The organism is Flavobacterium restrictum (assembly GCF_007097245.1).
Classification (GTDB): domain Bacteria; phylum Bacteroidota; class Bacteroidia; order Flavobacteriales; family Flavobacteriaceae; genus Flavobacterium; species Flavobacterium restrictum.
Map to the genome: position 1 here is coordinate 135,762 of NZ_VJZT01000003.1, position 26,487 is coordinate 162,248.

A 26,487-nucleotide genomic window follows, 5' to 3' on the forward strand; every position below is an offset into this window, starting at 1 on the left:
AGTGGTATAATAATTTATTTATATGACTCTTATAGAAAAAACACAAGACTTTGTTTCAAAGTTACTCAAAGATAAACTTTCTAGCGAATATACCTACCATAATTTAAATCATACTCAAGGCGTTGTCAAAGCGGTGGAGACGCTTTGCGAAAAGGAAAACGTAAGTGATTTAGATAAAGAACTTTTGGTAATTGCCGCTTGGTTTCACGATACGGGTTACACGAAAGATGCCGAAAACCATGAAGTACATAGTGCGGTTATTGCTACTTCTTTTTTGATTGAAAAAAAAGTAGCTACAGATTCTATTACCCAAATTGTAGCACTGATTAAGGCTACCGAAAAAAAATATGTTCCCCAGAATGAGTTGGAAAAAATCATAAAAGACGCTGATTATTACCATCTTTTTGGTTCCGATTATCTGTTTAGTTGTGAAGGATTGCGAAAAGAATGGCAAAACACCGAAAATAAAACCTTCACCGACAAAGAATGGGCGTTGCTCAATTTTGATTTTATGGTCAATGTGCATCAATTTTACACGGAGTATGCTATCGCTAATTGGCAACCTTTGAAAGATAAAAATTGTATTGCGCTTCAGCAAAAAATCAACGCCAAAGCAGATAAATCGATTACAAAAGAAAAGAAAGCCAAAAAAATAAAAACAGAAAAGACAGAGAAGCCCGAAAAATCAGAACGTGGCATAGATACTGTATTTAGAGTAACATTGGGCAATCATACAAGATTGAGTGGTATTGCTGATAGTAAGGCTAATATTCTTTTATCGGTAAATGCTATTATTATTTCGATTGCTTTGTCTACTATAATCCCAAAGTTAGACAATCCAAAATACGTTCATTTAATGATTCCTACTTTAATTATGATAGTTTCAAGTGTCACGACTATCATTTTTGCCATTCTTTCTACCCGACCTAAAGTAACCAAAGGTATTTTTACCAGGCAGGACATCGAAGAAAAAAAAGTAAATCTCTTGTTTTTTGGTAATTTTTATAAAATGCCTCTCCAAGAATACCAATGGGCTATGAACGAAATGATGAAAGACAAAGAGTATATTTACAACACAATGATTAAAGATTTGTATTTTTTAGGAGTTGTTTTGGAACGAAAATATCGTTTATTGCGTGTGGCTTACAACTTTTTTATGTTTGGAATTGTAATCACGGTTTTATCTTTTATTATTGCCTTCAAAATGATTGGAAATTAATTTTCCTCTAATAATTCTTCATACGAAAAACTTTTAAAGGCTTCGTTTTCAATAGTATTGAGCACTTTTACACGAATAGCGCGCAAACCCGAAACGCCTTGTAAATCTTCAACCTCAAATTGTTCTATTGTTGGTTCCAGTATTTTCTTGAACTGCAAATATTTAATGTATTTTAAGTATTCTTGTTGTTCATTGTTGTGGGAATAGACAATCGTGATTTTTTCTTTTTGCGTAATGCGCTCTTGCGTTCCTTTGATGTGCGCTTTGTCAATTCGTTTTTTGACCACTTCATAGCGCGCATTGTAAGTGCCGTCAACATCAAAACGTTTTTCGTCCATTCTAAATCGAATCGAAAGTGGCGAACTAAAAACCAAAATCAGCGAAGTAACATCGAGTTCGTAGGGCAAGGAGGATTTGAGTTGGTGGTGTTCGAGTTCCATTTCACACAAGGTTTGCAATTGCCATAGTCGTAAATTATTCAAATACATGATTTCAAAAGCTTTTGTAGGCGTAATTGTAGCACCAATATAAAGGTTGTGCTCCACGCCATCGGTCTTAAAACGCTCGTAATAATGCGGATAAATGAGTTGCGCTTCAAGTTGTTTTTTGTCCAAAACCATGGCTAATTTTTTATTGATAATCGACATGGCGTTGTCAAATTTCTTTCGAGATTGATAAAACAAACCGGTTTTTTCGTCCAGCGTATTAAAGTATTCTGTTTCTAATTGTTCGCTGTTAAAATCCATTTTGGTATTGCGTAAAATGGGATGGATTTCCTTTTCGATGTAGTTTTGAATTTGCTGTTCAGAGTCGGCTTTTAACGGAAAATCAAGTTCGTTATAAAACGATTGCAACTCAAATTGGCGTTGTTCTAATAAAACTAAATTTTGATTTGATTTTTGGTTTTCAAAAATGGCCAATAATGATTTTAATTGGTTTTTTAAATCTTCTTTTACCGTTTCATTTCGATGTTCCGAGGAGCCTTTTATATCAATTTGACCATACAATGGGAACACTTCTTTGAACACAATTTCTTTAAAAATATATTCTTTGTTGTGGTTGTTGGTTTGAAAATATTTATAGGCTTCCCTCTTAAATTTCCAGTACACGCTGGGATGAATAGCCGTATATTCTCGTTGAATAATGGCTTCAACTTGGTGCAACATATCCGTATTATAGCGTTCAATGGTATCGACTAAATAGGGCAAAATCAGTTCTAGTTTTTCGGCATTGAGGCTGTTGAGGACTCTGGGCGTAGAGGCGACTAATTCGACAATTCCCAGCAGTACATTGTTCTTGGTAATAGGGGCAAAAACGGCACTTTGAATGCCTTGTCGCAACAAATGATTGCCTAGATTTTCATTCTTGGAATCCAAAATATAGTGATTCACATCAGCTATAATTAGAGCTTTTTTGTCCTCTAATGCTTCTTTAAAACAAGAGCCGAATATGCTATTTGTACAACTTAATTCTTGACCGCTATGGAGCAAATAGCTCGATAAATTGTTGTCAATATAAGGTGGTCTAACAAAAGAATCGTCCTCTTGATTGTACATAATAAAGCCAATTCGTAAATCAGGAATTTTGAAAACTGATCTAAAAATAGATTCAAAAGTACTTTTCAGTTCGGCTTGTTCGGTTTCGGATTTTAGCAAATTGCTTTTCAAATTAGAAATAGCACTTTCCGTTGTGGCATCGTACAGGGTTACTATTCCAAAACCTTTTAGAATCCAGCTTTCTTTAGGAAATTTTTCTTTCCAAAGCGCAATATCGTCGTAATTATCCAATAAGGCGTTGATTTCTTCGGGCAAAAGCGGTACTGATTTTTCGGTGGGAATAATTTCTATAAAATCGGCATTGTAGAGAATTCGGTAATGATTCATTATTCCATTTTGATCTGTGATATCAAAAAACAAAGGTTTGTTGAAGTTGATATTTTGCCCATAAAAAGCATTCAAAATCAAGGTGCAATTTAAAACATACAATTGGTTGTCGCTCATGTCCCGAATCGAAATTTCCGAGGAAAATCCATCTTGCTGGAGTATTTTTTTGAAGCGTTCCGTATAATTAAAAGTCAAATCCTGAAACGGAATGGTAACCGCTTTTATCTCGTTATTTGTCAGTGCGGTAGGAAACAAATCGGCTAATAAATTCCGAACCAACGTTTCGTTTTCTTGTAGGACTTTCAAATCTTGAATTCCTTCTCGAAATTCAGGAAAAGCCGTAGTTTCTTGCAATAAAGCAGTAGCGTAATTCGAACGATAATCCACATCCGAAGCCGCAATTTGCTCCAATGATTCGATTAGTTTATGAAACGAAATTAGGGTTTTAAAAGGGCTTTCTTTGAGTACAATTGTATTCATTATTTAACTTTTTGAAAGTAAATTTACAAATAAAGCAGGAGTAAATTTGGTTTTTTATTCATTAAAAAATCCCCAACTATTTTGATAATTGGGGATTAATTGATTTAGAAAAAAAATAAAACGGTATTAACTTTTTTGTTCTTTGTTAAAATAAACCAAGTAATAATACATTTGTTTTTCTTCGTCCCAACCTTTTTCTACATATTTTTCGGCGCTTTCGGGATTGATGAAATCCATTTTTATTTGAATGTGCGTATCTAAATTGATGACATTTTTTATAGATTTTCTAGCGTCAGACACGGCTGCGTTGGCAATAGGAAACGAGGTTACGTCTTCAATACTGTATTTTTCGCCTTTGTCTACTTTGTAATTTTTGAATTCAGGAATCAAATCGGGATTGTCTAATACTTCATTCAAGAAATTGGTTTCCTCGAACTGATCATTTTTGGCAAAATAATTTACAGATCGGTTCATGAACATTACTTCTTCTTTCTTGTCTTCGGCAGGAAAAACAACGTCTTTGGCAAAACTCTGACAAAATTTCAAGTATTTTTTGGTGATAAAATTTTCATCCTCAAAAGCATCTACAGATAAGAAATGTTCCAACCAATAGCGGGCATCATAGCGGTTGCTGTCTACAGATAAAATCTTGAAGCCTTCCTCTTTTTTGTAATTAAAAATCAAACAACCTTTGTCTAGTTTATTCAAACTCACGCCTTGTTGCAGGATCATTTCTAGATGCGTGCTTTTCTCTTCGAATTGTAAAAAATCAGATTGAATTTCGCTTTTGAAAATCCCAATAGCATCTACAACATTGTTATCGATACTTAAATTGGTCAAATAAGTCACGTACACTTCGCCGTTTTTAATATGTGGATGGTTCGATTGTTCGTATAAATGTTTGGTTATTTTTTTGGAAACCTCGTGCAGCGCATCTGGTTTGTCAAAAATTTCGCAAGCATATTTAAACATATCATTGTAGTCTAAATCAACTTCATGAGCAAACTGAAAGTAGTTCTCTTCTTTTTCTCTAAAGGGTTTAAAGAAAAATTCCTTCATCAAAGGCACAATTTCATCGTTTAAATTAAACGTTTGTTCGGATAAGAACAACGGTTCGTTTTTGCTTATATTTCCCACTCGGTGAATGGATAACGTGTCGATGTGCGTGTTAAATAAGTTGATCATTTTTTTTGTTTTTATGTACTAATTAAGAGAAAAGAGGCAAGAAACAAGAGGTAAGACTCTCTAAATCTCTCCTCTTGTTTCTTGCTTCTTTCCTCTAATCTCTTATTTCTGGTTAATTCCAATTTTCTTCAAACCCAAAATCTTCAAAGCTGTCGTCACCGCTAAACATATCCAGATCATCTTCATCTAAATCATCTTCAAATTCGCCGTAAATATCATCGTGCATATCGGCTTCAAAGTTTTTCTCCATGGCTTCATCAGGCATTTCTCCGTGCGAAAAAATGGTTTCAGGATACATATTTCCTGCAACTTGATCTTCTACAGCGGCTAATTCTACTAGGAAAGTCCACATGTTAATAAAATCGTACACGTAAATAATCTTGGTATTTTGTTTGTCTAAAATTTCCGATAAGATGTAATCGCTCATTGTTTTTTGTTCGCCAGGAATATCGCCAGTATCAAACATAGGGATTTCATCTTCTTGATTCCAAGTTTCATCGCAGGTATAAAACGAGGCGACTTCCATGCCATCAAATCCAAAAGAATTGAAAATAGCATTGTGTAAATCTTCTAAAGTATCGTCTTCCAGTATGGCAATATCTCTAAAAATGTCTTCTTCGGCGTCTAAAATAACTCTGAATTTGTAAACCATAATCTTTGTTTTTATTGAAAGTTCAAAGGTAAATTATAAATTATGAATTCCGAATTCCGAACTGCGATTTGTTGAAAATATTTTGGCTATTTTTCGTAAAACTCAATGGGCAAGCCGTCTGGGTCAGCAATAAAAAAGAATTTTTTTTGAGTAAATAAATCAATTCGGATTGCTTCGGCTTCTTGATTTTGAGCTCTTAAATAGTCACGAGTCGCTTGAATGTCATTAACTTCAAAGGCCAAATGGCGCAAACCACACGCTTCAGGACTAGAAATCCGTTTAGGAGCATTGGGAAATGAAAACAGTTCCAGGACAAAAACACCATGGAGTGCCAAATCTAACTTATAGGATTCTCGCTCTTCCCGATATATTTCTTGAATACTCGTCAGCCCCAAAATTTGGGTGTAAAAATGTTTGGATTTATCATAATCAGCGACAATTATGGCAATGTGGTGTACTTTGTTTAAGGTAAGCATCGTTTTTACTAATTACAGTTCATCCCAAAATTACAACAATTGGGTGGATTAAAATTTAGAACTTCAAATGTTCCAAATATATTTGCTGCATCAAAATCAAAAGCCATGAAGAAAATCTTTACTTTTATTATTTTAGTATGTACCACAACTCTTTTTTCGCAAAGCACGCTTTCGGGAAAAGTGGTAGACGAAAAAGGAAATCCCATTGCAGGAGCTAATATTTATATTGAAGGAACTTACGACGGTGCCTCGAGTTCTGAAACGGGGGATTTTACCTTTGTAACTACTGCTGCGGGCAATCAAATCTTGGTGGTGAGTTTCTTGATTTACGAAACGTCAAGAACACCCATCGAGGTAGCGCATTTTACCAATAAAACCATCAAATTACGGGAAAATGTCAATTCACTAGACGCCGTAGTGGTCACGGCAGGAACACTGGAGGCGGGCGATAAAGCTAGAGTCTCGGTGCTAAAACCGCTGGATATTGTGACCACAGCAGGTTCGGCAGGAAATATTATTGCCGCCTTGCAAACCCTACCTGGGACTCAAAATGTGGGTGAGGACGGTCGGTTATTTGTTCGCGGTGGCGAGGCAAATGAGACTCAAACCTTTGTTGACGGCATTCGGGTGGCACAACCCTATGGTGCATCGACTAATAATTTGCCTACTCGTGGTCGTTTTTCTCCGTTTTTGTTTAGTGGTATTTCGTTTTCTACAGGTGGGTATTCGGCGGAATATGGTGAGGCTTTATCGAGTGTTTTGTTATTGAATACACAAGATGAACCCGATCAAAACAAAACCGAAATCTCTCTTATGACAGTAGGTTTAGGTCTTGGCAATACCCAAAAATGGAAAAAAAGTTCCTTGAGTGTCAATACCGCTTATATTAATCTGGCGCCTTATCAAGCTGCAATTCCTCAAAATGTAGATTGGAATAGTCCTTTTCAATCCTTATCTGGTGAAACGGTGTACCGCTACAATTTTAATAGTGGGATTCTAAAAGTGTATGCCGCTTTCGACGCTTCAAAATTTGATTTGAATCAAGAAAGCGTTAACTATACGGATAAAGTTAGAGTCGATTTGAACAACAATAACTTCTATTTTAATGCTTCGTACAAAGGCGGTTTTGGAACTAATTGGCAGTTGACATCCGGATTGAGTTATGGGTATTCTAAAAACAAAATCGGTTTGGATTTAGATGATGTTGCCAATGATGAAAATGCCTCTCATTTGAAAATCAAACTCAAAAAAAGTTTTTCGGATCGCGTGAAAATTGCTTTTGGTGCGGATTATTTTATAACCAAATTCAACGAGAATTTTACTCCAAATTTAGCTTCAACATCTCAAAGTGGATACAATTCAGCTATAGCAGCAGTTTTTACCGAAGCCGATATTTTCTTTTCCAAAAAATTAGCAGCCAAAGTTGGTTTGCGCGCTTCGAACAATGATTTATTAAACGAAACAACGGTTTCACCTAGGATTTCGTTTGCGTACAAAATGGCCAAAAACAGTCAATTCTCCTTTGCTTACGGCGATTTTACCCAAACACCAAGTGTTGATTATATTAAATATTCGAAATACCACCAATTCGAAAGTGAGAAAGCGTCTCATTATATATTGAATTTTCAATACAACAAAAGCGGCAAAACCTTTAGAGCCGAAGCGTATTACAAAGACTATTCGAATCTAGTAAAATACGATACATCGAGTCCCGTTTACAACTCGGTTTATGCCAATACGGGTTCAGGATATGCTAAGGGAATTGACCTTTTTTGGCGAGACGGAAAATCCTTTAAGAATTTAGAATACTGGATTTCCTATTCGTATATTGATACGCAAAGAGAGTATAAAAACTTCCCCATACAAGCCACACCTAGTTTTGTTGCAGATCACAGTTTGTCAATTGTGACTAAATATTGGATTTCGGATTGGAAATCACAAATCGGTTTTACCAATTCCTTTGCAACTGGGCGACCTTACAACAACCCGAACGAAACCCAATTTATGAATGGCAAAACCAAAGCCTACAACAATTTGAGTTTTAATTGGGCGTATTTGTTAACACAACAAAAGATTTTGTACTTCTCGGTTTCGAATGTTATGGGAACGCAAAATGTGTACGGGTATGATTATGCCAAAAATCCAAATGCCAGCGGGATCTATAACCGTAAAGCGATAGTTCCTACAGCAGATCGTTTCTTTTTTGTGGGTTTCTTTTGGACTATTAGTAATGATAAAAAAGACAATCAATTAAAGAATTTGTAGCTTAAACTGCAATTTATGGATAAAGATTAAAATGGATTGGACTACCAATTTTTTTATAAAACAAGTATTGGATTCCACGAGTGCTCACCAATTAACAACGTCATTTTGTGATGTGGATTTAGTTTTAATTGGGCTATGTTGATGACTTTGAGGTATTAAAAAATACAAAATAAAGGAATAACCCATACAATTCAGTCTTTAAAATCGACAGTTCAGTCAGAATGAATTTTAAAACAACAAATGGCAACCTACTTTTACATCAGAAATGAAAACAATTTCAAAAAATAATTAAATTAAAAATAACGAACCCTTTAAAACTAGAAATCATGATTAAAATTTTTACAGCAACAGCCTTATTTATTTGCAGTCTATTATCCGCACAAGGACAATTCGAACAGGGAATGGGAAAAGCATTTCAACTTTGGGGAGCCGGAAAAAACACAGAAGCTTCGGATATGTTCGAACGAATTGCCGCTGCCGAAAAAACCTCTTGGCTACCTAATTATTATGTTGCCTTGGTAAATACCACAACCGCTTTTGGTACAAAAGACAAAGAACAAATCAATTTATTATTGACCAAAGCCCAAAACGCCTTGAATATCGAACTGGCTAAAACGCCGGATAATGCGGAACTTTTGGTCATGCAAGCCATGATTAATACCGCCTGGATTGTTTATGATCCTATGACTAACGGAATGCTACTATCTCCCAAAAACATGGAATTATATGCCAAAGCCGAAGCGATTGCTCCTACTAATCCTAGAGTTATTTTGTCTAAAGCTGAATTCCAAATAGGAGGTGCGAAGTGGTCAGGGATTGATACCAAACCTTTGTGTGTCCAAATTGATAAAGCTATTGCTCTTTTTGCTACTTTTAAACCAGAAACCCCTTTTTCGCCAAAATGGGGATTGGATAGAGCACTCGAAGCACAAAAAAACTGTGGGAAATAATATAAATTGCAACCGTAAAGCATTCTGAAATGAAAAATCAACGCAAATCGATACTCGAAGAAATCAAAAAAGGAACTTTGGATTGTTTAAAGATTTCGTTGATTTTTACTTTGGTTTTTTCGCTAATGCAAGGCAGTTATGAGCCTAAAAATGTTATTATTACGTTTTATGTGAGTGCTTTGTATTCGTTTGGAATTGGTTTTGGGAACAGCATTATAAATGTGTTTCTTGACCGCAAATGGGATTGGTTAGAACAAACTAATTTGAGGGTCTATTTTGGAATTATTGCCACTCTTTTGTACACAATACCCGTTGTTTTGGTCATTGACTATTTTACATTTATCGTTTTTCAAAAATCAAATCCGGCTACTTTTTTTAATGAAAGAATGATTTGGGTGCATCTTTTTTATATCATATTATCCTTGGGAGTTTCGACTTTCATGCACGCACGAAGCTTTATGCGCAAATGGAAACAAGCGTCCAAACTAGAAATTACCGAACAAAAAATCATTGCAGGAACAGCTTCGGCAAAGTTCGAAAGTTTAAAAAATCAAATAGATCCGCATTTTCTTTTCAATAGTTTGAATGTTTTAAGTTCTTTAATTGAAGAAAATCCCGAAAACGCGCAACGATTCACGACTTCATTATCCAAAATTTACCGCTATGTTTTGGAACAAAAAGACAAAGAATTAGTATCAGTCGAGGAGGAATTGGCTTTTGCCAAAACCTATATGAATTTGCTCAAAATGCGTTTTGAGAATAGTTTAACCTATGAATTGCCAGAAGTCATTAATCCAGAAACCAAGGTTGTACCCTTATCGCTGCAACTTTTGTTAGAGAATACCGTGAAACACAACATCGTTTCGGAACAAAAACCATTGCATATCCATATTTTTATTGCCAAAGACTATTTGTGTATTCAAAACAATTTTCAAAAGAAAGAAGTGTTGCAGGACAGGCAAGGTGTTGGCTTGCAAAACATTATCAATCGATACGGAATTATCACCAAACGAAAAGTATTGATAGAACAAAACGAAGCATTTTTTACCGTCAAAATACCCATTTTAACCAAACAAGTAACGGTCATGGAAACTACTGCAAATTTCAGTCAAAATAATGCCTATTACAAAGCCAAAAAACGTGTAGAGGAACTCAAAGGATTTTACGGAAACGTAATTTCGTATTGTTGTGTGATTCCGTTTTTAATTTTTATAAACTTAACCTATTCACCTCAATTTCAATGGTTTTGGTTCTCGGCTGGCGGCTGGGGATTTGGGGTAATTATGCACGCTTTTAAGGTTTTTGGCTATAGCTCGAATTGGGAAGAACGAAAAATCCAAGAAATTTTGAGCAAAGAGGAACAAAAACAAAATTGGAATTAGATTCGGGACTATGGAAAATGAGTGTCAAGAAAACGAAGAACGCTATTTAAAAGCAAGAAAAAAATTAGAGAAAATCAAGGCCTTTTGGGGGCATTTGATTCTATATTTTAGTATGATTTCTATTGTGATTTTAATTAATTTGGAATATAATCCAGAATTTCAATGGTTTTGGTATTCAGTTATTGGTGGTGGAATTCCCTTGTTGATTCATGCTTTAAAAGTTTTTACATTTAACGCTAATTGGGAAGAAGAAAAAGTTCATGCGATTTTGAAAAAAGAAGCTAATAATCAAACATGGAAATAAGTATGGAAAATAATTTTCAAAACGAAGAACGCTATCATAAAGCCAGAAAAAAAGTGGAAGAAATCAAAGGATTTCATGGTCATTTATTAGCATTCATCGTTATTAATGCTGGTTTATTCCTTTTCAACATAATTACTTTTCCCAATCAATTGTGGTTTGATTATTGGTTTTATTGGCAAGTATTAATTTGGGCAATCGGAGTTGTCATTCACGGATTGAAGGTATTCAACTACATTCCGTTTTTCAATAAAAACTGGGAAGAGCAAAAAATAAAACAATTCATGGCAAAAGATGAACTATCCAAAACTACTTGGGAATAATTTAAAAAAACAATACAATGGGACGATTTACACAAAGAAATTTTGCGGATTATCAAGCAGATACTCCAGACGAGAAATATAATTTAGCCTATAGACGAGTGAAAAAAATCAAAGGGTTTTATATTCACGTCTTGGTTTATGTACTCGTGAATACTTTTATCATTATTTCAAGCTTCAATAGGAGTTTGCTTGGTAATGAAATTTTCTTTCGATGGGAAACTTTTTCGACAGCCTTATTTTGGGGAATTGGATTATTAGCGCATGGATTATCGGTTTTTGGGAGTACTGTTTTTTTAGGTCAGAATTGGGAAGAAAAGAAAATTAAAGAACTCATGAACAAGGATAAAAGCGACAATTGGGAATGAAAATAGTATTCAACTTGCAATTCTCTAACTTCTAATTTTAAATATGACAACTATAATAATTGAAGACGAAAAACCAGCAGCCCGATTGCTACAACGCAAACTAGAAAAACTGAACATTTCAGTAGGCAAAATGCTGCATTCTGTAGAGGAATCAATCGCGTGGTTTAGTAGCAACGAACACCCTGATTTAATCTTTCTCGACATTCAACTGTCCGATGGATTATCCTTTGAAATCTTCGAAAAAATAACCATCAAGAGTGCCGTGATTTTTACCACCGCTTACGACGAATATGCCTTACGCGCTTTCAAACTAAACAGTATTGATTACTTACTGAAACCCATTGACGAAGAGGATTTAGCGGAGGCAGTTTCTAAATTTAAAGCAAGATTGCCCAAAAAAGAAACGGTACAACTGGACTTTGATCAAATAAAACGAATGTTGGCAAACCCATTTGAAAAAAGTTTCAAAAAGCGATTCACTGTCAAAATTGGACAACATTTAAAGGTAATTGCTACCGAGGAAATTGAATGCTTTTTTAGTGAAAATAAAGGAACGTACATACACACCTTCGACAACCGAAATTATTTAATCGAAAGTACTTTAGAGCTTTTGGAACAAGAATTAGACACTGCAGCTTTTTACCGCATTAGCCGTAAATTTATTATTCCGCTTCAGGCAATCAAGGAAATCGTGGTGTATAGTAACTCCCGACTAAAGGTTATTTTGCCCACATACAAGGACGATGAGGTTGTGGTGAGTAGAGAAAAAGTATCCGATTTCAAAAATTGGATTGGGTAGTTTTAATACTCTTCTTCTCCTTTAATTTCTAATGCTCCCAACTTCCATTCGGGGTTTATTTTCAGCGCGTCTTCGGGTTTTAAAAAAGTTATAGCCGCTATTTTTTTTATTTTTTCACTCAAAGTATAAGTGTCAATGTAGTTGTAAAATTCATCATACGGTTGATTTTTACTATCTGGTTTATGACTTACAATTCCAATTTTAAGCAAATCATCTGGCACATGAATGTCGTTTTTTAGTCCTGAATTTTCGATGTAGTTTTTATAAAAAGTATCCAGAATAAACTTCTTTGTAGTGATGACAATCACTCCAGAATTCGAACCGTATTTTTGGCAAACAATACTGTCTTTGTAAACCGTTACAGTCGAAATATCATTGGGATTTAGTGCTTCCATTTCTTTAGACAAATCCTGCATAAATCCTATTTTTTTGGCGTCTAATACAATTAATGGATTTTGTTTTCCTTGCGAATACGAATATTGAATACAAAAGAAGAGTAGTGCTAGATAGGCGTTTTTCATAGTTTTTTATTCAAAGATAAGCGATTGTTGTTCAAACATAATCAAAAAATAATTTAAAATAGTGCTTCTTTTTTTAACCTTTATAAACAAAAGTAAACCTGTTTTTTTTGTGTTCTAAAGTTATAAAATAGTTTAAATGATTTTATTTAAAATACTGATTGTTAATTGCATAAATTCCAAGTATAGATTATTTCTATGATGGTTTTAAGCAGGTAAAATTATTTTTCGGATTCCAATTAGAACAAAAATAAACAAGGTGTAAACGATAAAAAAAGGTACAATATACTCAATCAAATGCAGGGGCAACATGACTGCAATAATGAGTAGCTGAAAGCCCAATCCATAAACCGACAAGAGCGTCATGAACCAGTTAGGAAAGGTTTTTACTTTGTAGGCTTCGGGATCCAATGCGTGAATTATTTTGTCAAAAGTGCCATAAACTATACTGTATATTCGGAACAAAATATCGACCCACTTTTGGCTTTCGCCAGGTAAAGCACGGGGCGATTTATACTCGAAAATCTTGCTTGTAGTATCGCCTCCTACGGATTTGTTTCTCAAAATAACGTAGTAATAATTATACAAAGTCCCTTGCAATTGAATGCCAATAAAAGCCAAAATAGTAAACCCAAAAGTGGTTTTTGACACATAACAAATCGTCATAAAAAACAGAAAGTTGAGAACGATGTCAAACACACTATCCAGATAACGCCCCACATACGAAGGCGTGTTTTTGAGTCGTGCCAATTCGCCATCGGCAGCATCAATTGCTGATTTTAAAACAATAAAAAAACCTGCAAAAAAGTAATGCCCTTGCAAAATGCAGTATATAGCAATCAGCCCCGAAACCCCAAAAAGGAAGGTGACGTGTATGGGCGTGAACCGGGTATTTTTTAGTTTATTGGCAAAAAATTTACCAAAAGGACGACCGTAATCTGATAAATCTAGGAACTTATCTTGAGCTGCAAGTTTAGACATTTATAGGAACAAAGAGTAACGTGACAATATAGTCAATTGGCAAATGTACCGCTATTTTGAAAACGAAAAGCAGTAAACACTAGTTAAATTTTTGATTCTCGACTTTCTAAAATTAAATAAAACTGAACTCCAAAGAGCAACGATGCGATAACGACATGAATGGGTTGTGATGTGTACGGAAAATCAAAATAATACATCGCTATTCCGGTTATAATTTCGATTCCAATAAAGGATAGTACCCAATTTATTTTGGCGAAACCCAATTGTATTTTGCTGTTTCTGAACCATAAAAAAGCATTCAAAGCCAATATCAAAATCGAAAACGAACGGTGTATATAGAACGTAACGGTTGGGTTTTCGAGCACCAATTGCATTTGGTTATAGCCCAAAACTTTTATCTGTTCATCAACATATTGCCGCACTTGCGTTCCCAGTATAATTTGTATTACCGTTAAAAATAGCGTAATAAGTAGTATGTTTTGGACCCTTTTATCGGTTTTAAAAGTAGTTATTTTTCCTGTTGCGGTTCTAATAATATAAAGTAAAACCGCTACAATAAGTAAGGCTACGATCATGTGAATGGTTATTTTTATGGGATTCAGCACCGAGTAAACCACTCTCGCACCCAGCCATCCTTGAAATCCCATCAGCAATACGGTGCTCCAAGATAATACTGTGATTTTTTTGTTTTTTTTCCAAAAAGAAACAGACAAAACTGCCATTGCAAAAACAACAATTCCGGCCAATGCTCCCACTAGACGATTCATGTATTCGATCCAAGTTTCTACGGCATTAAAAATGGCATAATCGTGTTTGGAATACGGTCGCCAATGACTTTCGTCAAAAGTTGTTTCGGTTTTGAAATCGGTTTTGGCTACCCACAATTTTTCGTCTTTTATGATGACCTGCCCTTCTTCAAAAGCACGGTTGGGAGTCCAAGTAAGTTCTTTAATATCAGTTGGCGGAATGTAATATCCAAAGCATTTTGGCCAATCGGGGCAACCCATTCCAGAGCCTGTCATGCGGACAAGCGCTCCTGCTACAATAACGAAATAAACTAAAACGAGTGCGATTTTTGCGGTTTTGAGGAAGTATTTTTTCATGGATGCTGAAACAAATTTCAGTGTTATTTTACTGGGTAATGTGATGGATTTTGTCTGGTGTCCCAAATGTCTAGAACGAGAATTTGGGTATCTGAAACGGAATAAATAATTTCGAAATGACTTGCGATTTTTAGTCTAACATTTTGATTGCTAGATTTTATGGAACTCTCTGGAAAAGTAAGTAGTAATTGCAATGATTCTTGAAATAGCACATTGAGTTTCTTGCTATACAGAGTAGATTTGTTTCTCTTATTCCAATAGGCAAAAATGGAAGCTCTTGATGCTCTAGCAAAACTTGTCCAAACTATTTTTCTTCTTGTTCCTCGAACCATTTTTCTATTTCAATTTGTGCTTCTTCGTCAGAAATATAGTCGCCATTTTCAACTTGTTTCAAAGCAATATCAATTCGTTTTTGTTGCCATTCGTTAAAAATATAGACTGCCTCGGTACTCGTTTTTTCATAAATTGCAACGGGTTCATTGACTATCGTTAAATGGTTTTCTAATTCGGGCTCATTTTTTGAATTCAATACCTCATTTAGTTTCACTAGTAAATCAATATTATTGGTCGCACTGATTTTTGCTGTTAGTGCTGTTTTTAATTCGGAAATCGTCATAATGGCTAGTTTTTAGTAAAATTATCGAAAATTATTGAAAAACGGTGAACCTGAAGTTGATTAATTTTTCAAACCCATTTTCTCGGCTCTTTTTAGTATAAAAGCATACGCCTCCTCATAATTATTGGCAATTTCACCTTCTAGAATGGCTTCTTTTACGGCTTCCTTCAAAACGCCAATTTCACGACTGGGTTTTAAATCAAAAAGTGCCATAATTTCCTCTCCCGTAATGGGCGGTTGAAAATTTCGCACCGAATCACGCTCCTCGACTTCCACAATTTTCTTGCGGACGATTTCGAAATTGCTGTGGTATTTTTTGAATTTATGAGGATTTTTGGTGGTGATGTCAGCTTCGCACAACGTCATTAGATTTTCTACATCCTCGCCAGCATCAAAAACCAAGCGACGCACTGCCGAGTCGGTCACGGTATCCTGCGATAAAACAATTGGGCGGGAACTCATCATGACCATTTTTTGCACAAATTTCATTTTGTGATTTAAAGGCATGTGTAAACGTTCGAATATTTTTTTGGCCATTTTTCCGCCCAAAAATTCATGACCGTGAAACGTCCAACCTTGTTTTTTGTTAAAACGTTTGGTGGGAGCTTTGCCTATATCGTGCAACAATGCTGACCAACGTAGCCAAACATCATCGGTATTGGGGCAAATATTATCAACTACCTCAAGCGTGTGGTAGAAATTGTTTTTGTGCGTGTGTCCTTCTATTTCTTCGACTTGATTTAGTGCTGTAAGTTCGGGAAGAATAATATCCAAAAGCCCCGTTTTATAAAGCAATAAAAATCCAATCGAAGGTTTTTCAGTAGAAAGAATCTTGTTCAATTCCTCTACAATGCGTTCTCCGGAAATGATTTTGATTCTCTCGGCGTTTTTGGTAATCGAATTCAGAGATTTTTCTTCAATCTCAAAACCCAATTGTGTGGCAAATCGTATCCCACGAAGCATTCGCAAAGGATCGTCAGAGAAAGTGATGTCCGGATCCAAAGGCGTTTGGAGGATTTTGGAATCAAGATCCTTTAACCCATCAAACGGGTCTATTAATTCGCCATAATTATGCGGATTTAAAGAAATTGCAAGTGCGTTTATGGTATAATCCCTGCGGTTTTGGTCGTCTTGCAAGGTTCCATTTTCGACAACTGGATTGCGACTTTCGAGATTGTAGGACTCTTTTCGAGCACCAACAAACTCAATTTCGACACCCTCAAACTGGAGCATAGCCGTGCCATAAGTCTTGAAAACTTGCACTTTTGGTTTGTTAGGTAATAGTGACGAAACCTTCAAAGCCAATTCAATACCACTGCCTACGGCAACAATATCGATGTCTTTTTTGGAGTTTCTATTCAATAGTAAATCCCTAACAAAGCCACCAATCACGTAACTGTCTACATTAAGTTCTTGGGAAGCTTGAGCGATTACTTCGAAAATTGTATTGTTTAAAGCTGATTTGTAGTTCATTCGATTTGGCACTATTTTTTGCCGCAGATTCGCTGATTTTATATTGTAAACTCTGATTTTCAGCTAATTTTTTGACATTACTATTCGTTTGTGTTCTAAAGAGGTTTTGTTGAAATTTACTAAAAGAGCTAATTTACTATTTGAAACTTTTAAATAATTTAAGCATTGTGAAATATGACTGCTACTAAAAGATTCACAAGATTTTATTTCAAGAATTATAGAGTCAAAGACGACAAAATCAGCATAAAATTTATGATTTAAAACAGTGGTTTTATAATTTACCACATATTCTTTTTCTCGTTCAAACGGAATATTATTTATTTTAAATTCATACTCTAATGCATCTTTATATACAATTTCCGAAAATCCTTTTCCAAGATTTTTATGGACTTCAAATAAAATACCTATTATTTTATATGTTTCTTCTTCAAATAAATATTGAGCCATAAATATAAAAAATCATATTAATTTATAAAGCTAAAATCAGCGAATCTGCGGCAAAAAATATTTCAAATTAGTGGTTAAACTTTATTTCCGAATCACTTTTACCTGCGAGTCATTTGTGAGTTTTATAATCGTAGATGGTTTTCCTCCTATTTTTTCACGGTGCAAATTTACAACATAATCGACACCTTTTATAATTTCGGGATTAATGTCTTTGAAAGCAATAGGAGTGGGCTGTCCAGAGATATTTGCGGAGGTAGAAACGAGTGGTTTTTTCATTCGTTCTAGAAGTTTGAAACAAAAAGGGTCTTTTACAATTCGTATTCCTAGTGTTTTATCTGGAGCGATTAAGTTTGGGGCTACATTTCGTGGATTGTCCAAAATTAAAGTTGTTGGTTTCTCGGAAATATCTAGAATTTGCCAAGCCACTTCCGGAATGTCCTTGAAAACGTTGTACATCATTTTTTCGCCATTCATCAGGCAAATCATGCTTTGGGTTTCGGCTCTTTGTTTGAGTTGGTATATTTTGGCAACTGCTACGGGATTTGTGGCATCGCAGCCTATTCCCCAAACGGTATCGGTAGGATATAGGATGATGCCACCGTTTTTTATGATTTCGTGGGCGTTGTGGATTTCTTGATTAATGTCCATTTTGGGTTTTTTATAATTGACAAAGGTGTTTTATTTGGAGTCAAAGGGTATGGAAATAATTAAACGAAATGGTGCAGTTGACATTGGATTAATTTTCGTAAAACAAAAAAGTTCGAAATAAGATACAAATCCTATTTCAAACTTTTTAAGTTTTATTTTCAAAATTATTTTTTCAAATACAATCCTATAATCATCAATGCCAATGCAAAAAACATCCCAACAAACCATTTTAGCATGTCGTTTTTGCTTTCTTTTATTTCATTTTTCAGATCTCCTTTTATGGATTCTATTTTTGTGTTGACTTGTTCTAATTTTAATTCCAGTTTCAAAAAGTCTTCTTTGACAGAACTTTTAAAATCAGAGTTTTCATATTTGATATCATTCTGCACTTCTTCTCTAATAGCATCAACAAATTCTTTCGCTTTTGCATCAGATAATTTGAAATCGGTTTTTAATATCTGATATAAATTTAAGTTTACAGTATTCATAATTAAATATTTGTTTTACAAAAATAATCTTTTTTTTGCTATAATTTAGATTTCTGTTTTTTTATTCCTGTAACTATTTTTGAATATGTTTCGAAAAACTGACCTGTTTCTAGGATACAGGTTTGAGTTGGTATATTTTGGCAACTGCTTCGGGATTTGTGGCATCGCAGCCTATTCCCCAAACGGTATCGGTAGGATAGAGAATGAGGCCACCTTTTTTTATGATTTCGAGGGCGTTGTGGATTTCTTGGGTCATTATTGAGTAATTGTTAAATAACTTTCTACTTTTGTGCGGTATAATTTTTTGCAAAGATAACAATAATGTCAAAGACTAAAACAATAGCAATACTAGCAACTCATTCTTTTGGATATATTGATTTTTTGGTCGAGAAATTGCAAGCTTCGAATGCTGTTGATTTGACGTATATTAATATTGATGCGATTCCGTTTTCATATAAAAATAGTTTTTCGAGACTGGCGAATTCATTTTTGAAACTGTTTTTGTTTGCAGGATTAAAGGAACAAAATAAAACCAAAGTAATACAAGAGCTTCTTGGGGAAACCGTTTGGGATCAAATTCTTGTAATTAGACCCGATAAAATTCAAAGCAAGACACTGCTTTTTTTAAGAGAGCATGCCCTAAAAATGTCTTGTTTCCTTTTTGATGGAATCGAAAATTATAAGGAGCAAAAAAAGACAATTCCTTATTTTGACACTATTTACAGTTATGATAAAAAGGATGTAGCCAAATATAATTTTACATTTTTGACAAATTATATTTTTGACGATACAATTGATTGTAACGAAATTAGAAATAAGGTGTTTAATATATCATCGTATGATTCAAGATTTCCTTTTCTAGAAAAACTAGCTTGCTATTTCTCTGAAAATAAGATACTGTTTCAGTTTATAGTTAAAACCGATAAATTCTGCGAACATAAAAATATTGAAGTAACGAATACTTATTTGACAATCAAGGAGGTAAAAAATATAATTTCGGCTAGTTTAGTGTTGGTTGATCTTCAATTTAAAAACCAATGTGGATTGAGTTTTCGTGTTTTTGAAGCGCTTGGTTACAGCAAAAAACTAATAACCAATAATCAGGATATTGTTAATTATGATTTTTACAACGCAAATAATATTTTTGTCATTTCAGAGGAGAATTACGAAATTCCTAAAGCTTTTTTCGAAACACCATACATACCTATAAAACCTGAAATTCTAGAAAAGTATACCTTGAAAAACTGGATTTTGAAAGTTTTTGAAATTGACGTGGCGCAATAAAAAACAAGTATTTTACTATCTTTTAATTTAAAATTTGAATTACTTTTACAATATTAAAACCAAAAAAAATGCGACTGATACATTTTACGGCTTCTAAAGTTTGGCGGGGTCACGAACAAATGATTGTAGATATTTATGAATCGTTACGGGATAATTCCTTGGTAACACATCAGGTAATTGTATGTGCAACGAATTCAGAAATTTATAAAGTAGCAGTAGAACGAAATTTGCAAGTAATGACATTTGATTTTAAATCAGAATACAGTCTTAAATTTGCCAAAAAATTCAAAAAGCTCGTAGCGGATTTTGAAACCGATGTAATTTTGCTTCACAATAGCAAAGCGCATACTATTGGGGTTTTATCAGCTACTTTTTTTGGTTTGAAAGTGCCAATGATTTTATTTAGAACGTTAATTAAAAATGTAGGTACTAACTTTTTTCGAAAATACAAATACAATTATAAAGGAATAAAAAAAATTGTTTGTATTTCTCAACCCGTTGTCGAAATATTAAAATCAGCAATTACGGATCACAACAAGATGACTGTAGTAGGAAGTGTTGTGGATACTGAAAATTTTGTTCATAACAGGAGAACTGGATTTCTTCACAAAGAATTTAATATTCCTTTAGATTATAAAATTATAGGCAATGTTTCGGCATTTTCAAAAGTTAAAGATCATTATACTTGGGTTGACACCGTAGGTGAGCTCTTTGAAAGAGGGTTGAAAGCCAAATATATCTTGATAGGCGATGGGGCATTGGAGTCCGATATTAAGGAATATGTTAAAGCAAAAGGATTGCAAAACGAAATCATTTTTGCAGGCTTTAGAAAAGATGTCAATAAATGTTTGGCAGAGCTGGATTTGTTCTTGTTTACTTCCAAAAGTGAAGCAACAGGAGGCGTAATTCTAGAAAGTTATGCTTGCAAAGTTCCTGTAGTAGCAGCAAGGGCAGGAGGAATTCCTACGGTTTTGATAGATAATGAAACGGGCTTATTGGCAGAGGTAGGTAATCCAATTGATTTTGCAAATAAAGTAGAGGAACTCATTGGGGATGTCAACAAGCAACAGCAGTTTACAGCCAATGGATATGATTTTTTGATGGCTACTTCTACACGACTAATCATTGGGGCAAAAATCTTCAATATTTTGAATGAAGTTATGAATAATTTAAGTTAAAATTTAATATGCTATATACATTACTCTTATTATTGGTCGTTTTAATTGTTTTTTTAGTTTTCCTGAATATTCAATACAAGCTTTTTTTTCCAGCCTCTAAAAAATTAAGAATTTTAGAGTATCATTCTATTTCTACAAATGGTTTTGAGGATCAAATAACAATTAGGAAGGAAAAGATAATAGCGCAATTTGAATACCTTAAAAACAATTCGTACACCACGCTCTGGTTATCCGAAGTTGATGAATTGATAAAAAACAAACAACAATTACCACCAAAATCAATTGTTCTAACTTTTGATGATGGTTTTGTTGACAATTATACCGAGTTGTATCCATTATTGCAGCACTACAATTTTAAAGCCGTTTGTTTTATGGTTTTAGGTAGAATAGGTCAAAAAGTAGATTGGGGTGGAAAATTTATCAATGACGCTATGTTTTTAATGAACAAAGAGCAATTACTGGCAATAGGTTCTCATGTGGAGTTGGGCTTTCATACCTTTAAACATGACAATTACGCACTTTTGACACTTGATGAAATAGAAAAAGATTTGCAGTTATGTCACGAAATAATTGCAAAAGAGCAATTGACTGTTTTTCCTGCTTTGGCATATACTTTTGGAGGATATTATAGAAAAAAAGGAGCAAAGCAACAGGCATTTTTCAAATTGCTTGAAAAATATGGAATTCAATACGCTTTGCGAATAGGAAACAGGATTAATATACTTCCTATAAAAAACCGGTATAAAATGCAACGTATCGACATTAGAGGATTAGACAGTATGGAAGATTTTAAAAAGAAAGTGACCTTTGGAAGAAAAAAATTATTCTAATAACGTTTTGTAAAACGAATAATAATTAGCTTTCATTACATACAAGTCATGGTTTTTTTGAACTAAATCAAAGGCTTTGTTTTTTATGTTTTCTATTAAAACTTTATTAGTTATGGCTTCTAGTACCAAATCCGAAAGGGTTTCGTAGTCTTTACATGCAGCCAAAAAACCGGTTTCTTGATTAATTATTACTTCTGGAATTCCACCTGCCTTAGTGGCTACAACGGGTATTTTGCAGGCCATAGCTTCATAAACCGTAAGTGGCAATCCTTCAGTGATGGAAGTAATTAAAAAAACATCAAATTCAGGCAATAAATCAGCGACATTGTTCCTATACCCCATGAAGATAAGGTCTTTTTCTAGACCGTTTTGTTGGGCATAGGCAGTTAAATCGTTCTTAAGTGGGCCGTCACCAATCAAAACAAAGCGAATGGGCAAATTGGTTTTGTTTTTTTCTTTAATTTTTTTGGCGGCATCAATAAAGGTATAGAGATCTTTTTGATCGGTAAGTCCTGCAATATTGCCAATAAGCAGTGTGTTATGGGGGAGATTGTATTCTTGGTGAATGAAGCTTTTGTTAGTTTTTTGACTAAATTTTGCCACATCAATCGCATCATAAATGGTGGTTAAACGGTCTTTATTGGTAATTATAGTGTCAAAAATGGATTCAACAGCTTTAGAAACACTAATTATCTTGGCAATACTTGGGTGCGAATATTTATACCTGTTCAGGAATTTGTCTTTTATGGGATTGTTCCTTTTCCTGCTTAATACTAGAATTGGAGGTTTTTTTAGAATTGTAACGGCTATCAATGCGGCATTTAATGCTTTTGAATCGTGTACATGAAGGATTTCTATCGCTTGATTTTCGCAAACTTCAAGAATCATTTGAATTAAATTCTTAAGTTTTAAATTGTTTTTAGTATACGTAAAATAATTTGCTTGATCTGTTTCACAAATTGTAGCTAAAACTGAATTTGAAGGACATAAGATAAACTGTTTAATGTCATTTTCTGCTTTCAGTAAGTTATACATCGTGTACAATTGCATATCACCACCTCGTAATTCCGTAATTGAAGTAATATTTAGTATATTCATTTAGCTACGAGTGATTTGTTATAAAGAACAATTTAGCGTAAAGCAAAAATAGCGTTTTATAACTATTTTTTATAAATGTACCGTTATATTATCGTTTAGGAAACGCATTTTCTTATTTTTGTAGCATAAACTTATAAAATATATTTCATGGAAGTTGTTATTAACGCATTATTTCTTTCGAAAGAAAAAGAGTTAAAAGAACGGATAGCTAATTTTAATTCTTCAGGAAAATTGTTTGACAATAGACAACGCAATACCATAAAACTTTTTGAATTTGAGGGCAAAACAATTAATATAAAATCGTTTAAAGTGCCCAATTTGATTAATAAAGTAGTCTATAAATATTTTAGAAAATCAAAAGCAAAACGCTCCTATGAGTACGCAACCCTTTTGCTCGAGAAAGGAATTGGAACGCCACAACCCATGGCTTATTTTGAAAATTTTAATTGGCTGGGATTGGAAAAAAGTTACTATATAAGCGAACATCTTCAAGTTGAATTGACCTATAGAGAACTTGTAGAAATTCCAGATTATCCCAATCACGAGACTATTTTAAGGCAATTTACACGGTTTACTTTTGATTTGCATCAACACGGAATTGCATTTCTTGACCATTCACCAGGCAATACTTTGATTAAAAAAGAAGCTAACGGGAAATACTCCTTTTATCTGGTCGATTTAAATAGAATGGCTTTTCACGATCAAATGAGTTTTGAGTCTAGAATGCAAAATTTTAGTCGCTTGACGCCAAAAAAAGAAATGATTGCAGTAATGAGTAACGAATATTCAAAATGCTACACGGCAAAAAGTGAAGCGGAAATAGTCGAAAAAATGTGGCATGAGACTGTTCAGTTTCAAGAAGAATTTGCAAAAAAGCAGCAATTAAAAAAGAAACTTAAATTTTGGAAATCGTAATTCTCCTAAAGATTGCTTTTCAAAAAAAGTACTACTTGTTCCTTAAATAAGTCGGGCTCGAATTTTTGATACAACGAAAGACTGTTTTTTTTAAGTTCTTTTTCTGAAACGGAAACAAATAATTCGGGTTTATAATCATTCAAATGTACTGCAACATGTTGTTTGCCATCTTCAAATGTGGCCCAGATTTTCTTTTCAATCCAAGGAGAGAAAATAATAAAAGTTGGTTTTTGCAATGCTTTTGCCATATTAATTGCGCCGCCATCATTACCAATAATGAGGTCACATTGGTTCATTAAGGCAATAAAACCTCTTAAATCACCACCCAAAACATTAAAATATATTTTTTCCTGCGTAGTCGTTTTGCAAGAATCATAGATGAATTTTGCTTCTTGGATTTGTTTTGGAAAATAATTAAAAAGAATACTCACATTTTGATTATCGGGAATGGTGTCAACGACTTTTGCCATATAGTCTAACGGATACGTTTTTATAGTTTCGCTACCAAGAAGGCTAATCATTACTATTTTTCTGTCCTTGCGAACACCATTTGTATGGAGAATTGCTTGTGCTTCTTGGTTTTCGAAATCGGTCACAAATAATTTCGGGAAAGGATCAATTTTTTGTTTTAAACCCAGAGGTTCCAATAAGGAAAGACGTCTTTCTATAGCTAAACCTAGATTTGTTTTTAGTGTTTTTTCAAGAGGAACGGTATCGGTATATAAAAAGGTACGTCCCCATTTTTCATAAGAGATTTTTCTTTTGGCTCCGCTACATAATACAAGCAACCAACTTTCGAGCTTTGAGTACGCATCAATTAGTAAGTCGTATTGGTTAGCCCTAATTTGTAGCGCTAAACGCAGTAATTCTTTTTTGCTTTTGCGGTGTTTTTCTTGAAACAGAATGATATTGTCTATAGTTGAGTTTCCTTGCAAGACAGGAGTTGTGGCTTGGTAAACTAAATAATCAATTTGAGCATCAGGATAAGCGTTACGCAAGTTGTTGCATATAATACTGCTTATTAATACGTCTCCAATCATTTTTTGTTGTATCACTAGTATTTTCATCTGGGAAAAGAAATCAATTTTTAATACTACAAATTGAAGCAAAAAAAACTAATTTTTAGAATTTAGTTTTCAAATAAAAAAATCCAAATACCAATTGATTGATCAATTGGTATTTGGAATTAAAATGGTTTGCATTTATATTTTAAACCGCTACGTCGTATTCACGCAACGCATTATTCAAGGATGTTTTCAAATCTGTTGATGGTTTTCGAGTACCTATAATCAAAGCGCAGGGTACTTGGAACTCGCCAGCTGCAAACTTCTTGGTATAACTTCCGGGGATTACTACGGAACGCGCTGGTACAAATCCCTTCATTTCTACGGGAGTTTCGCCAGTTACATCAATAATTTTTGTTGATGCCGTTAAGCAAACATTGGCACCAAGAACAGCCTCTTTGCCCACATGAACGCCTTCTACAACTATACATCGTGACCCAATAAAGGCACCGTCTTCAATGATTACGGGTGCTGCTTGTAACGGTTCTAGAACGCCACCAATACCTACACCACCACTCAAGTGAACATCTTTGCCAATTTGCGCACAACTGCCCACAGTTGCCCATGTATCGACCATAGTACCAGCATCTACATACGCACCAATGTTGACATAACTTGGCATCATAATAACACCACTCGCAATGTAAGCACCATAACGAGCAGAAGCTCCAGGAACGACACGAACGCCTTTTTCGGCATAGTCTCTTTTGAGTAACATTTTGTCGTTGTATTCAAAAATTCCAGCTTCTAATGTTTCCATTTTTTGAATCGGGAAATACATAACAACGGCTTTTTTTACCCATTCGTTAACTTGCCAACCGTTTTCAACAGGCTCGGCAACGCGTAGTTTTCCTGCGTCTAATAATTCGATAACTGCTCTAATGGCATCGGTTGTGGTTGTTTCTTGCAACAAAGCACGGTTTTCCCAAGCTTGCTCTATAAGGGGTTGTAGTGGATTCATTTTTTAAAAATTTTTGACAAAGATACCATTTTTAACCAAAAGCAAAAATCCAAATTGAATTGAAAATGTTATATATTTGTATACTAATTTCGAATTATGGAAACCCTTACGATAGAATTTCAGCCTAATATAAAAGCCAAAATTTTAGAATTATTAAGTTCGTTCTCTTCAAATGAATTGAAAATAGTTCCTGAAAGAGTAACTTTTGAAGAAGAAAAAAGTATGCTTCAGTCCAGAATTGATAAAATTCATGATGGAACTGTTGTGTATGCTACTTTTGAGGAATTGGATATTTTACTGGAAGAAACGATATCACAATATGAAGATTAAATTAACTATTGAATTTAATTATGATTTGAAAGATATCATTAATTTTATTTCAAAAGATAAACCTGTTGCTGCCAGAAAATTCAAAATTGAATTAATTAAAAAGATACAAAAAGATTTGAAACAACCTTTTCTATTCAAAAAATCAATTTATTTTGAAGATGAAAATATACGGGATTATGTTTTTAAAGGATATACAGTTGTCTTTATGGTTGATGCTGAACTTGAACTTGTTTCAGTTGTTGCGATTTTGAAACACCGAAATTCAATATAAAT

The 26,487-nt window shown here is 34.2% G+C and carries 30 protein-coding genes and 1 pseudogene; 14 read left to right on the forward strand and 17 right to left on the reverse strand.

Annotated features, from left to right (window positions below):
- Positions 1-22 precede the first annotated feature (22 nt).
- Positions 23-1,219 carry a Pycsar system effector family protein gene (locus tag FNW21_RS04405; RefSeq protein ID WP_144255532.1) on the forward strand — a complete coding sequence of 399 codons (1,197 nt, stop codon included), beginning with the start codon at positions 23-25 and terminating at the stop codon, positions 1,217-1,219.
- Here the strand turns inward: FNW21_RS04405 and FNW21_RS04410 are convergent.
- From FNW21_RS04410 to gloA2, 4 genes are all read right to left on the reverse strand, one after another.
- Positions 1,216-3,582, reverse strand: coding sequence for a GAF domain-containing protein (locus tag FNW21_RS04410; protein ID WP_144255533.1), 2,367 nt, complete (start codon positions 3,580-3,582; stop codon positions 1,216-1,218). The two genes, FNW21_RS04405 and FNW21_RS04410, sit on opposite strands and share 4 nt — an antisense overlap.
- 126 nt (positions 3,583-3,708) lie before the next feature.
- Positions 3,709-4,767: a nucleoid-associated protein gene (locus FNW21_RS04415; RefSeq protein ID WP_144255534.1), complete on the reverse strand. Its 1,059-nt coding sequence runs from the start codon at positions 4,765-4,767 to the stop codon at positions 3,709-3,711.
- A 112-nt stretch (positions 4,768-4,879) separates the two neighbouring features.
- Positions 4,880-5,419, reverse strand: coding sequence for an IS1096 element passenger TnpR family protein (locus tag FNW21_RS04420; protein WP_144255535.1), 540 nt, complete (start codon positions 5,417-5,419; stop codon positions 4,880-4,882).
- Between the two features lie 86 nt (positions 5,420-5,505).
- Positions 5,506-5,895: an SMU1112c/YaeR family gloxylase I-like metalloprotein gene (gloA2, locus tag FNW21_RS04425; RefSeq protein WP_144255536.1), complete on the reverse strand. Its 390-nt coding sequence runs from the start codon at positions 5,893-5,895 to the stop codon at positions 5,506-5,508.
- A 105-nt stretch (positions 5,896-6,000) separates the two neighbouring features.
- On the opposite strand from gloA2, the gene FNW21_RS04430 reads away from it, so the two are divergent.
- The 7 genes from FNW21_RS04430 (at position 6,001) to FNW21_RS04460 (ending at position 12,280) form a co-directional block, all read left to right on the forward strand.
- Positions 6,001-8,160, forward strand: a complete 2,160-nt coding sequence (locus tag FNW21_RS04430) for a TonB-dependent receptor (RefSeq protein WP_144255537.1) — start codon at positions 6,001-6,003, stop codon at positions 8,158-8,160.
- 326 nt (positions 8,161-8,486) lie between these two features.
- Positions 8,487-9,110, forward strand: a complete 624-nt coding sequence (locus tag FNW21_RS04435) for a hypothetical protein (RefSeq protein WP_144255538.1) — start codon at positions 8,487-8,489, stop codon at positions 9,108-9,110.
- Between the two features lie 29 nt (positions 9,111-9,139).
- On the forward strand, positions 9,140-10,492 hold the full coding sequence (locus FNW21_RS04440) for a histidine kinase (protein WP_144255539.1): 1,353 nt from the start codon (positions 9,140-9,142) through the stop codon (positions 10,490-10,492).
- Positions 10,493-10,502: 10 nt separating this feature from the next.
- Positions 10,503-10,796, forward strand: a complete 294-nt coding sequence (locus FNW21_RS04445; protein ID WP_144255540.1) for a 2TM domain-containing protein — start codon at positions 10,503-10,505, stop codon at positions 10,794-10,796.
- Between the two features lie 2 nt (positions 10,797-10,798).
- On the forward strand, positions 10,799-11,116 hold the full coding sequence (locus FNW21_RS04450) for a 2TM domain-containing protein (RefSeq protein WP_235889589.1): 318 nt from the start codon (positions 10,799-10,801) through the stop codon (positions 11,114-11,116).
- A 17-nt stretch (positions 11,117-11,133) separates the two neighbouring features.
- Positions 11,134-11,481 (forward strand): 2TM domain-containing protein, encoded by a 348-nt coding sequence (locus tag FNW21_RS04455; protein ID WP_144255542.1) that lies wholly within the window; start codon positions 11,134-11,136, stop codon positions 11,479-11,481.
- A gap of 43 nt (positions 11,482-11,524) precedes the next feature.
- On the forward strand, positions 11,525-12,280 hold the full coding sequence (locus FNW21_RS04460; RefSeq protein ID WP_144255543.1) for a LytR/AlgR family response regulator transcription factor: 756 nt from the start codon (positions 11,525-11,527) through the stop codon (positions 12,278-12,280).
- Positions 12,281-12,282: 2 nt separating this feature from the next.
- Here FNW21_RS04460 and FNW21_RS04465 read toward each other — a convergent pair whose 3' ends face one another.
- From FNW21_RS04465 to FNW21_RS04510, 10 genes and pseudogenes are all read right to left on the reverse strand, one after another.
- Positions 12,283-12,801, reverse strand: coding sequence for a SusC/RagA family TonB-linked outer membrane protein (locus FNW21_RS04465; RefSeq protein ID WP_144255544.1), 519 nt, complete (start codon positions 12,799-12,801; stop codon positions 12,283-12,285).
- A 204-nt stretch (positions 12,802-13,005) separates the two neighbouring features.
- Positions 13,006-13,779 (reverse strand): CDP-alcohol phosphatidyltransferase family protein, encoded by a 774-nt coding sequence (locus tag FNW21_RS04470; protein WP_144255545.1) that lies wholly within the window; start codon positions 13,777-13,779, stop codon positions 13,006-13,008.
- Between the two features lie 83 nt (positions 13,780-13,862).
- Entirely contained in the window at positions 13,863-14,882 is a 1,020-nt protein-coding gene (locus FNW21_RS04475; protein WP_144255546.1) for a COX15/CtaA family protein, read from the reverse strand.
- Between the two features lie 23 nt (positions 14,883-14,905).
- Positions 14,906-15,214: a type II toxin-antitoxin system RelE/ParE family toxin gene (locus FNW21_RS04480; RefSeq protein WP_144255547.1), complete on the reverse strand. Its 309-nt coding sequence runs from the start codon at positions 15,212-15,214 to the stop codon at positions 14,906-14,908.
- Positions 15,187-15,498 (reverse strand): hypothetical protein, encoded by a 312-nt coding sequence (locus FNW21_RS04485; RefSeq protein WP_144255548.1) that lies wholly within the window; start codon positions 15,496-15,498, stop codon positions 15,187-15,189. The genes FNW21_RS04480 and FNW21_RS04485 overlap by 28 nt, the downstream gene beginning before the upstream one ends.
- A gap of 60 nt (positions 15,499-15,558) precedes the next feature.
- The gene (locus FNW21_RS04490; RefSeq protein WP_144255549.1) at positions 15,559-16,971 is read right to left on the reverse strand and encodes a CCA tRNA nucleotidyltransferase; all 1,413 of its coding nucleotides are present in this window, start codon (positions 16,969-16,971) and stop codon (positions 15,559-15,561) included.
- A 63-nt stretch (positions 16,972-17,034) separates the two neighbouring features.
- Positions 17,035-17,418, reverse strand: a complete 384-nt coding sequence (locus FNW21_RS04495; RefSeq protein ID WP_144255550.1) for a GxxExxY protein — start codon at positions 17,416-17,418, stop codon at positions 17,035-17,037.
- An 81-nt stretch (positions 17,419-17,499) separates the two neighbouring features.
- Positions 17,500-18,066, reverse strand: a complete 567-nt coding sequence (locus FNW21_RS04500; protein WP_144255551.1) for an L-threonylcarbamoyladenylate synthase — start codon at positions 18,064-18,066, stop codon at positions 17,500-17,502.
- Between the two features lie 164 nt (positions 18,067-18,230).
- The gene (locus FNW21_RS04505) at positions 18,231-18,554 is read right to left on the reverse strand and encodes a coiled-coil domain-containing protein (protein WP_144255552.1); all 324 of its coding nucleotides are present in this window, start codon (positions 18,552-18,554) and stop codon (positions 18,231-18,233) included.
- Between the two features lie 121 nt (positions 18,555-18,675).
- Positions 18,676-18,810: pseudogene (locus FNW21_RS04510) on the reverse strand (L-threonylcarbamoyladenylate synthase); the annotation flags it as partial.
- Between the two features lie 65 nt (positions 18,811-18,875).
- Between FNW21_RS04510 and FNW21_RS04515 the strand changes: the two are divergent.
- From FNW21_RS04515 to FNW21_RS04525, 3 genes are all read left to right on the forward strand, one after another.
- On the forward strand, positions 18,876-19,838 hold the full coding sequence (locus tag FNW21_RS04515) for a hypothetical protein (protein ID WP_144255553.1): 963 nt from the start codon (positions 18,876-18,878) through the stop codon (positions 19,836-19,838).
- Positions 19,839-19,906: 68 nt separating this feature from the next.
- Entirely contained in the window at positions 19,907-21,016 is a 1,110-nt protein-coding gene (locus FNW21_RS04520; RefSeq protein WP_144255554.1) for a glycosyltransferase, read from the forward strand.
- Positions 21,017-21,024: 8 nt separating this feature from the next.
- The gene (locus tag FNW21_RS04525; RefSeq protein ID WP_144255555.1) at positions 21,025-21,846 is read left to right on the forward strand and encodes a polysaccharide deacetylase family protein; all 822 of its coding nucleotides are present in this window, start codon (positions 21,025-21,027) and stop codon (positions 21,844-21,846) included.
- Here FNW21_RS04525 and FNW21_RS04530 read toward each other — a convergent pair.
- Entirely contained in the window at positions 21,838-22,944 is a 1,107-nt protein-coding gene (locus tag FNW21_RS04530; RefSeq protein ID WP_144255556.1) for a glycosyltransferase family 4 protein, read from the reverse strand. The two genes, FNW21_RS04525 and FNW21_RS04530, sit on opposite strands and share 9 nt — an antisense overlap.
- A 147-nt stretch (positions 22,945-23,091) precedes the next feature.
- Between FNW21_RS04530 and FNW21_RS04535 the strand changes: the two genes are divergently transcribed.
- Positions 23,092-23,859: a lipopolysaccharide kinase InaA family protein gene (locus tag FNW21_RS04535; RefSeq protein WP_144255557.1), complete on the forward strand. Its 768-nt coding sequence runs from the start codon at positions 23,092-23,094 to the stop codon at positions 23,857-23,859.
- A 5-nt stretch (positions 23,860-23,864) separates the two neighbouring features.
- Here FNW21_RS04535 and FNW21_RS04540 read toward each other — a convergent pair whose 3' ends face one another.
- The gene (locus FNW21_RS04540) at positions 23,865-24,899 is read right to left on the reverse strand and encodes a glycosyltransferase family 9 protein (RefSeq protein ID WP_144255558.1); all 1,035 of its coding nucleotides are present in this window, start codon (positions 24,897-24,899) and stop codon (positions 23,865-23,867) included.
- A 169-nt stretch (positions 24,900-25,068) separates the two neighbouring features.
- Positions 25,069-25,884, reverse strand: coding sequence for a 2,3,4,5-tetrahydropyridine-2,6-dicarboxylate N-succinyltransferase (locus tag FNW21_RS04545; RefSeq protein ID WP_144255559.1), 816 nt, complete (start codon positions 25,882-25,884; stop codon positions 25,069-25,071).
- Between the two features lie 96 nt (positions 25,885-25,980).
- Between FNW21_RS04545 and FNW21_RS04550 the strand changes: the two genes are divergently transcribed.
- Both FNW21_RS04550 and FNW21_RS04555 read left to right on the forward strand, forming a co-directional pair.
- Positions 25,981-26,214 carry a hypothetical protein gene (locus tag FNW21_RS04550; protein WP_144255560.1) on the forward strand — a complete coding sequence of 78 codons (234 nt, stop codon included), beginning with the start codon at positions 25,981-25,983 and terminating at the stop codon, positions 26,212-26,214.
- Positions 26,204-26,485 carry a type II toxin-antitoxin system RelE/ParE family toxin gene (locus FNW21_RS04555; RefSeq protein WP_144255561.1) on the forward strand — a complete coding sequence of 94 codons (282 nt, stop codon included), beginning with the start codon at positions 26,204-26,206 and terminating at the stop codon, positions 26,483-26,485. The genes FNW21_RS04550 and FNW21_RS04555 overlap by 11 nt, the downstream gene beginning before the upstream one ends.
- Positions 26,486-26,487 lie beyond the last annotated feature (2 nt).

Coding starts and splice junctions, on each gene's coding strand:
- FNW21_RS04405 (WP_144255532.1), top strand. CDS start 23: ATGACTCTTATAGAAAAAACACAAGACTTTGTTTCAAAGTTACTCAAA.
- FNW21_RS04410 (WP_144255533.1), bottom strand. CDS start 3,582: ATGAATACAATTGTACTCAAAGAAAGCCCTTTTAAAACCCTAATTTCG.
- FNW21_RS04415 (WP_144255534.1), bottom strand. CDS start 4,767: ATGATCAACTTATTTAACACGCACATCGACACGTTATCCATTCACCGA.
- FNW21_RS04420 (WP_144255535.1), bottom strand. CDS start 5,419: ATGGTTTACAAATTCAGAGTTATTTTAGACGCCGAAGAAGACATTTTT.
- gloA2 (WP_144255536.1), bottom strand. CDS start 5,895: ATGCTTACCTTAAACAAAGTACACCACATTGCCATAATTGTCGCTGAT.
- FNW21_RS04430 (WP_144255537.1), top strand. CDS start 6,001: ATGAAGAAAATCTTTACTTTTATTATTTTAGTATGTACCACAACTCTT.
- FNW21_RS04435 (WP_144255538.1), top strand. CDS start 8,487: ATGATTAAAATTTTTACAGCAACAGCCTTATTTATTTGCAGTCTATTA.
- FNW21_RS04440 (WP_144255539.1), top strand. CDS start 9,140: ATGAAAAATCAACGCAAATCGATACTCGAAGAAATCAAAAAAGGAACT.
- FNW21_RS04445 (WP_144255540.1), top strand. CDS start 10,503: ATGGAAAATGAGTGTCAAGAAAACGAAGAACGCTATTTAAAAGCAAGA.
- FNW21_RS04450 (WP_235889589.1), top strand. CDS start 10,799: ATGGAAAATAATTTTCAAAACGAAGAACGCTATCATAAAGCCAGAAAA.
- FNW21_RS04455 (WP_144255542.1), top strand. CDS start 11,134: ATGGGACGATTTACACAAAGAAATTTTGCGGATTATCAAGCAGATACT.
- FNW21_RS04460 (WP_144255543.1), top strand. CDS start 11,525: ATGACAACTATAATAATTGAAGACGAAAAACCAGCAGCCCGATTGCTA.
- FNW21_RS04465 (WP_144255544.1), bottom strand. CDS start 12,801: ATGAAAAACGCCTATCTAGCACTACTCTTCTTTTGTATTCAATATTCG.
- FNW21_RS04470 (WP_144255545.1), bottom strand. CDS start 13,779: ATGTCTAAACTTGCAGCTCAAGATAAGTTCCTAGATTTATCAGATTAC.
- FNW21_RS04475 (WP_144255546.1), bottom strand. CDS start 14,882: ATGAAAAAATACTTCCTCAAAACCGCAAAAATCGCACTCGTTTTAGTT.
- FNW21_RS04480 (WP_144255547.1), bottom strand. CDS start 15,214: ATGGTTCGAGGAACAAGAAGAAAAATAGTTTGGACAAGTTTTGCTAGA.
- FNW21_RS04485 (WP_144255548.1), bottom strand. CDS start 15,498: ATGACGATTTCCGAATTAAAAACAGCACTAACAGCAAAAATCAGTGCG.
- FNW21_RS04490 (WP_144255549.1), bottom strand. CDS start 16,971: ATGAACTACAAATCAGCTTTAAACAATACAATTTTCGAAGTAATCGCT.
- FNW21_RS04495 (WP_144255550.1), bottom strand. CDS start 17,418: ATGGCTCAATATTTATTTGAAGAAGAAACATATAAAATAATAGGTATT.
- FNW21_RS04500 (WP_144255551.1), bottom strand. CDS start 18,066: ATGGACATTAATCAAGAAATCCACAACGCCCACGAAATCATAAAAAAC.
- FNW21_RS04505 (WP_144255552.1), bottom strand. CDS start 18,554: ATGAATACTGTAAACTTAAATTTATATCAGATATTAAAAACCGATTTC.
- FNW21_RS04515 (WP_144255553.1), top strand. CDS start 18,876: ATGTCAAAGACTAAAACAATAGCAATACTAGCAACTCATTCTTTTGGA.
- FNW21_RS04520 (WP_144255554.1), top strand. CDS start 19,907: ATGCGACTGATACATTTTACGGCTTCTAAAGTTTGGCGGGGTCACGAA.
- FNW21_RS04525 (WP_144255555.1), top strand. CDS start 21,025: ATGCTATATACATTACTCTTATTATTGGTCGTTTTAATTGTTTTTTTA.
- FNW21_RS04530 (WP_144255556.1), bottom strand. CDS start 22,944: ATGAATATACTAAATATTACTTCAATTACGGAATTACGAGGTGGTGAT.
- FNW21_RS04535 (WP_144255557.1), top strand. CDS start 23,092: ATGGAAGTTGTTATTAACGCATTATTTCTTTCGAAAGAAAAAGAGTTA.
- FNW21_RS04540 (WP_144255558.1), bottom strand. CDS start 24,899: ATGATTGGAGACGTATTAATAAGCAGTATTATATGCAACAACTTGCGT.
- FNW21_RS04545 (WP_144255559.1), bottom strand. CDS start 25,884: ATGAATCCACTACAACCCCTTATAGAGCAAGCTTGGGAAAACCGTGCT.
- FNW21_RS04550 (WP_144255560.1), top strand. CDS start 25,981: ATGGAAACCCTTACGATAGAATTTCAGCCTAATATAAAAGCCAAAATT.
- FNW21_RS04555 (WP_144255561.1), top strand. CDS start 26,204: ATGAAGATTAAATTAACTATTGAATTTAATTATGATTTGAAAGATATC.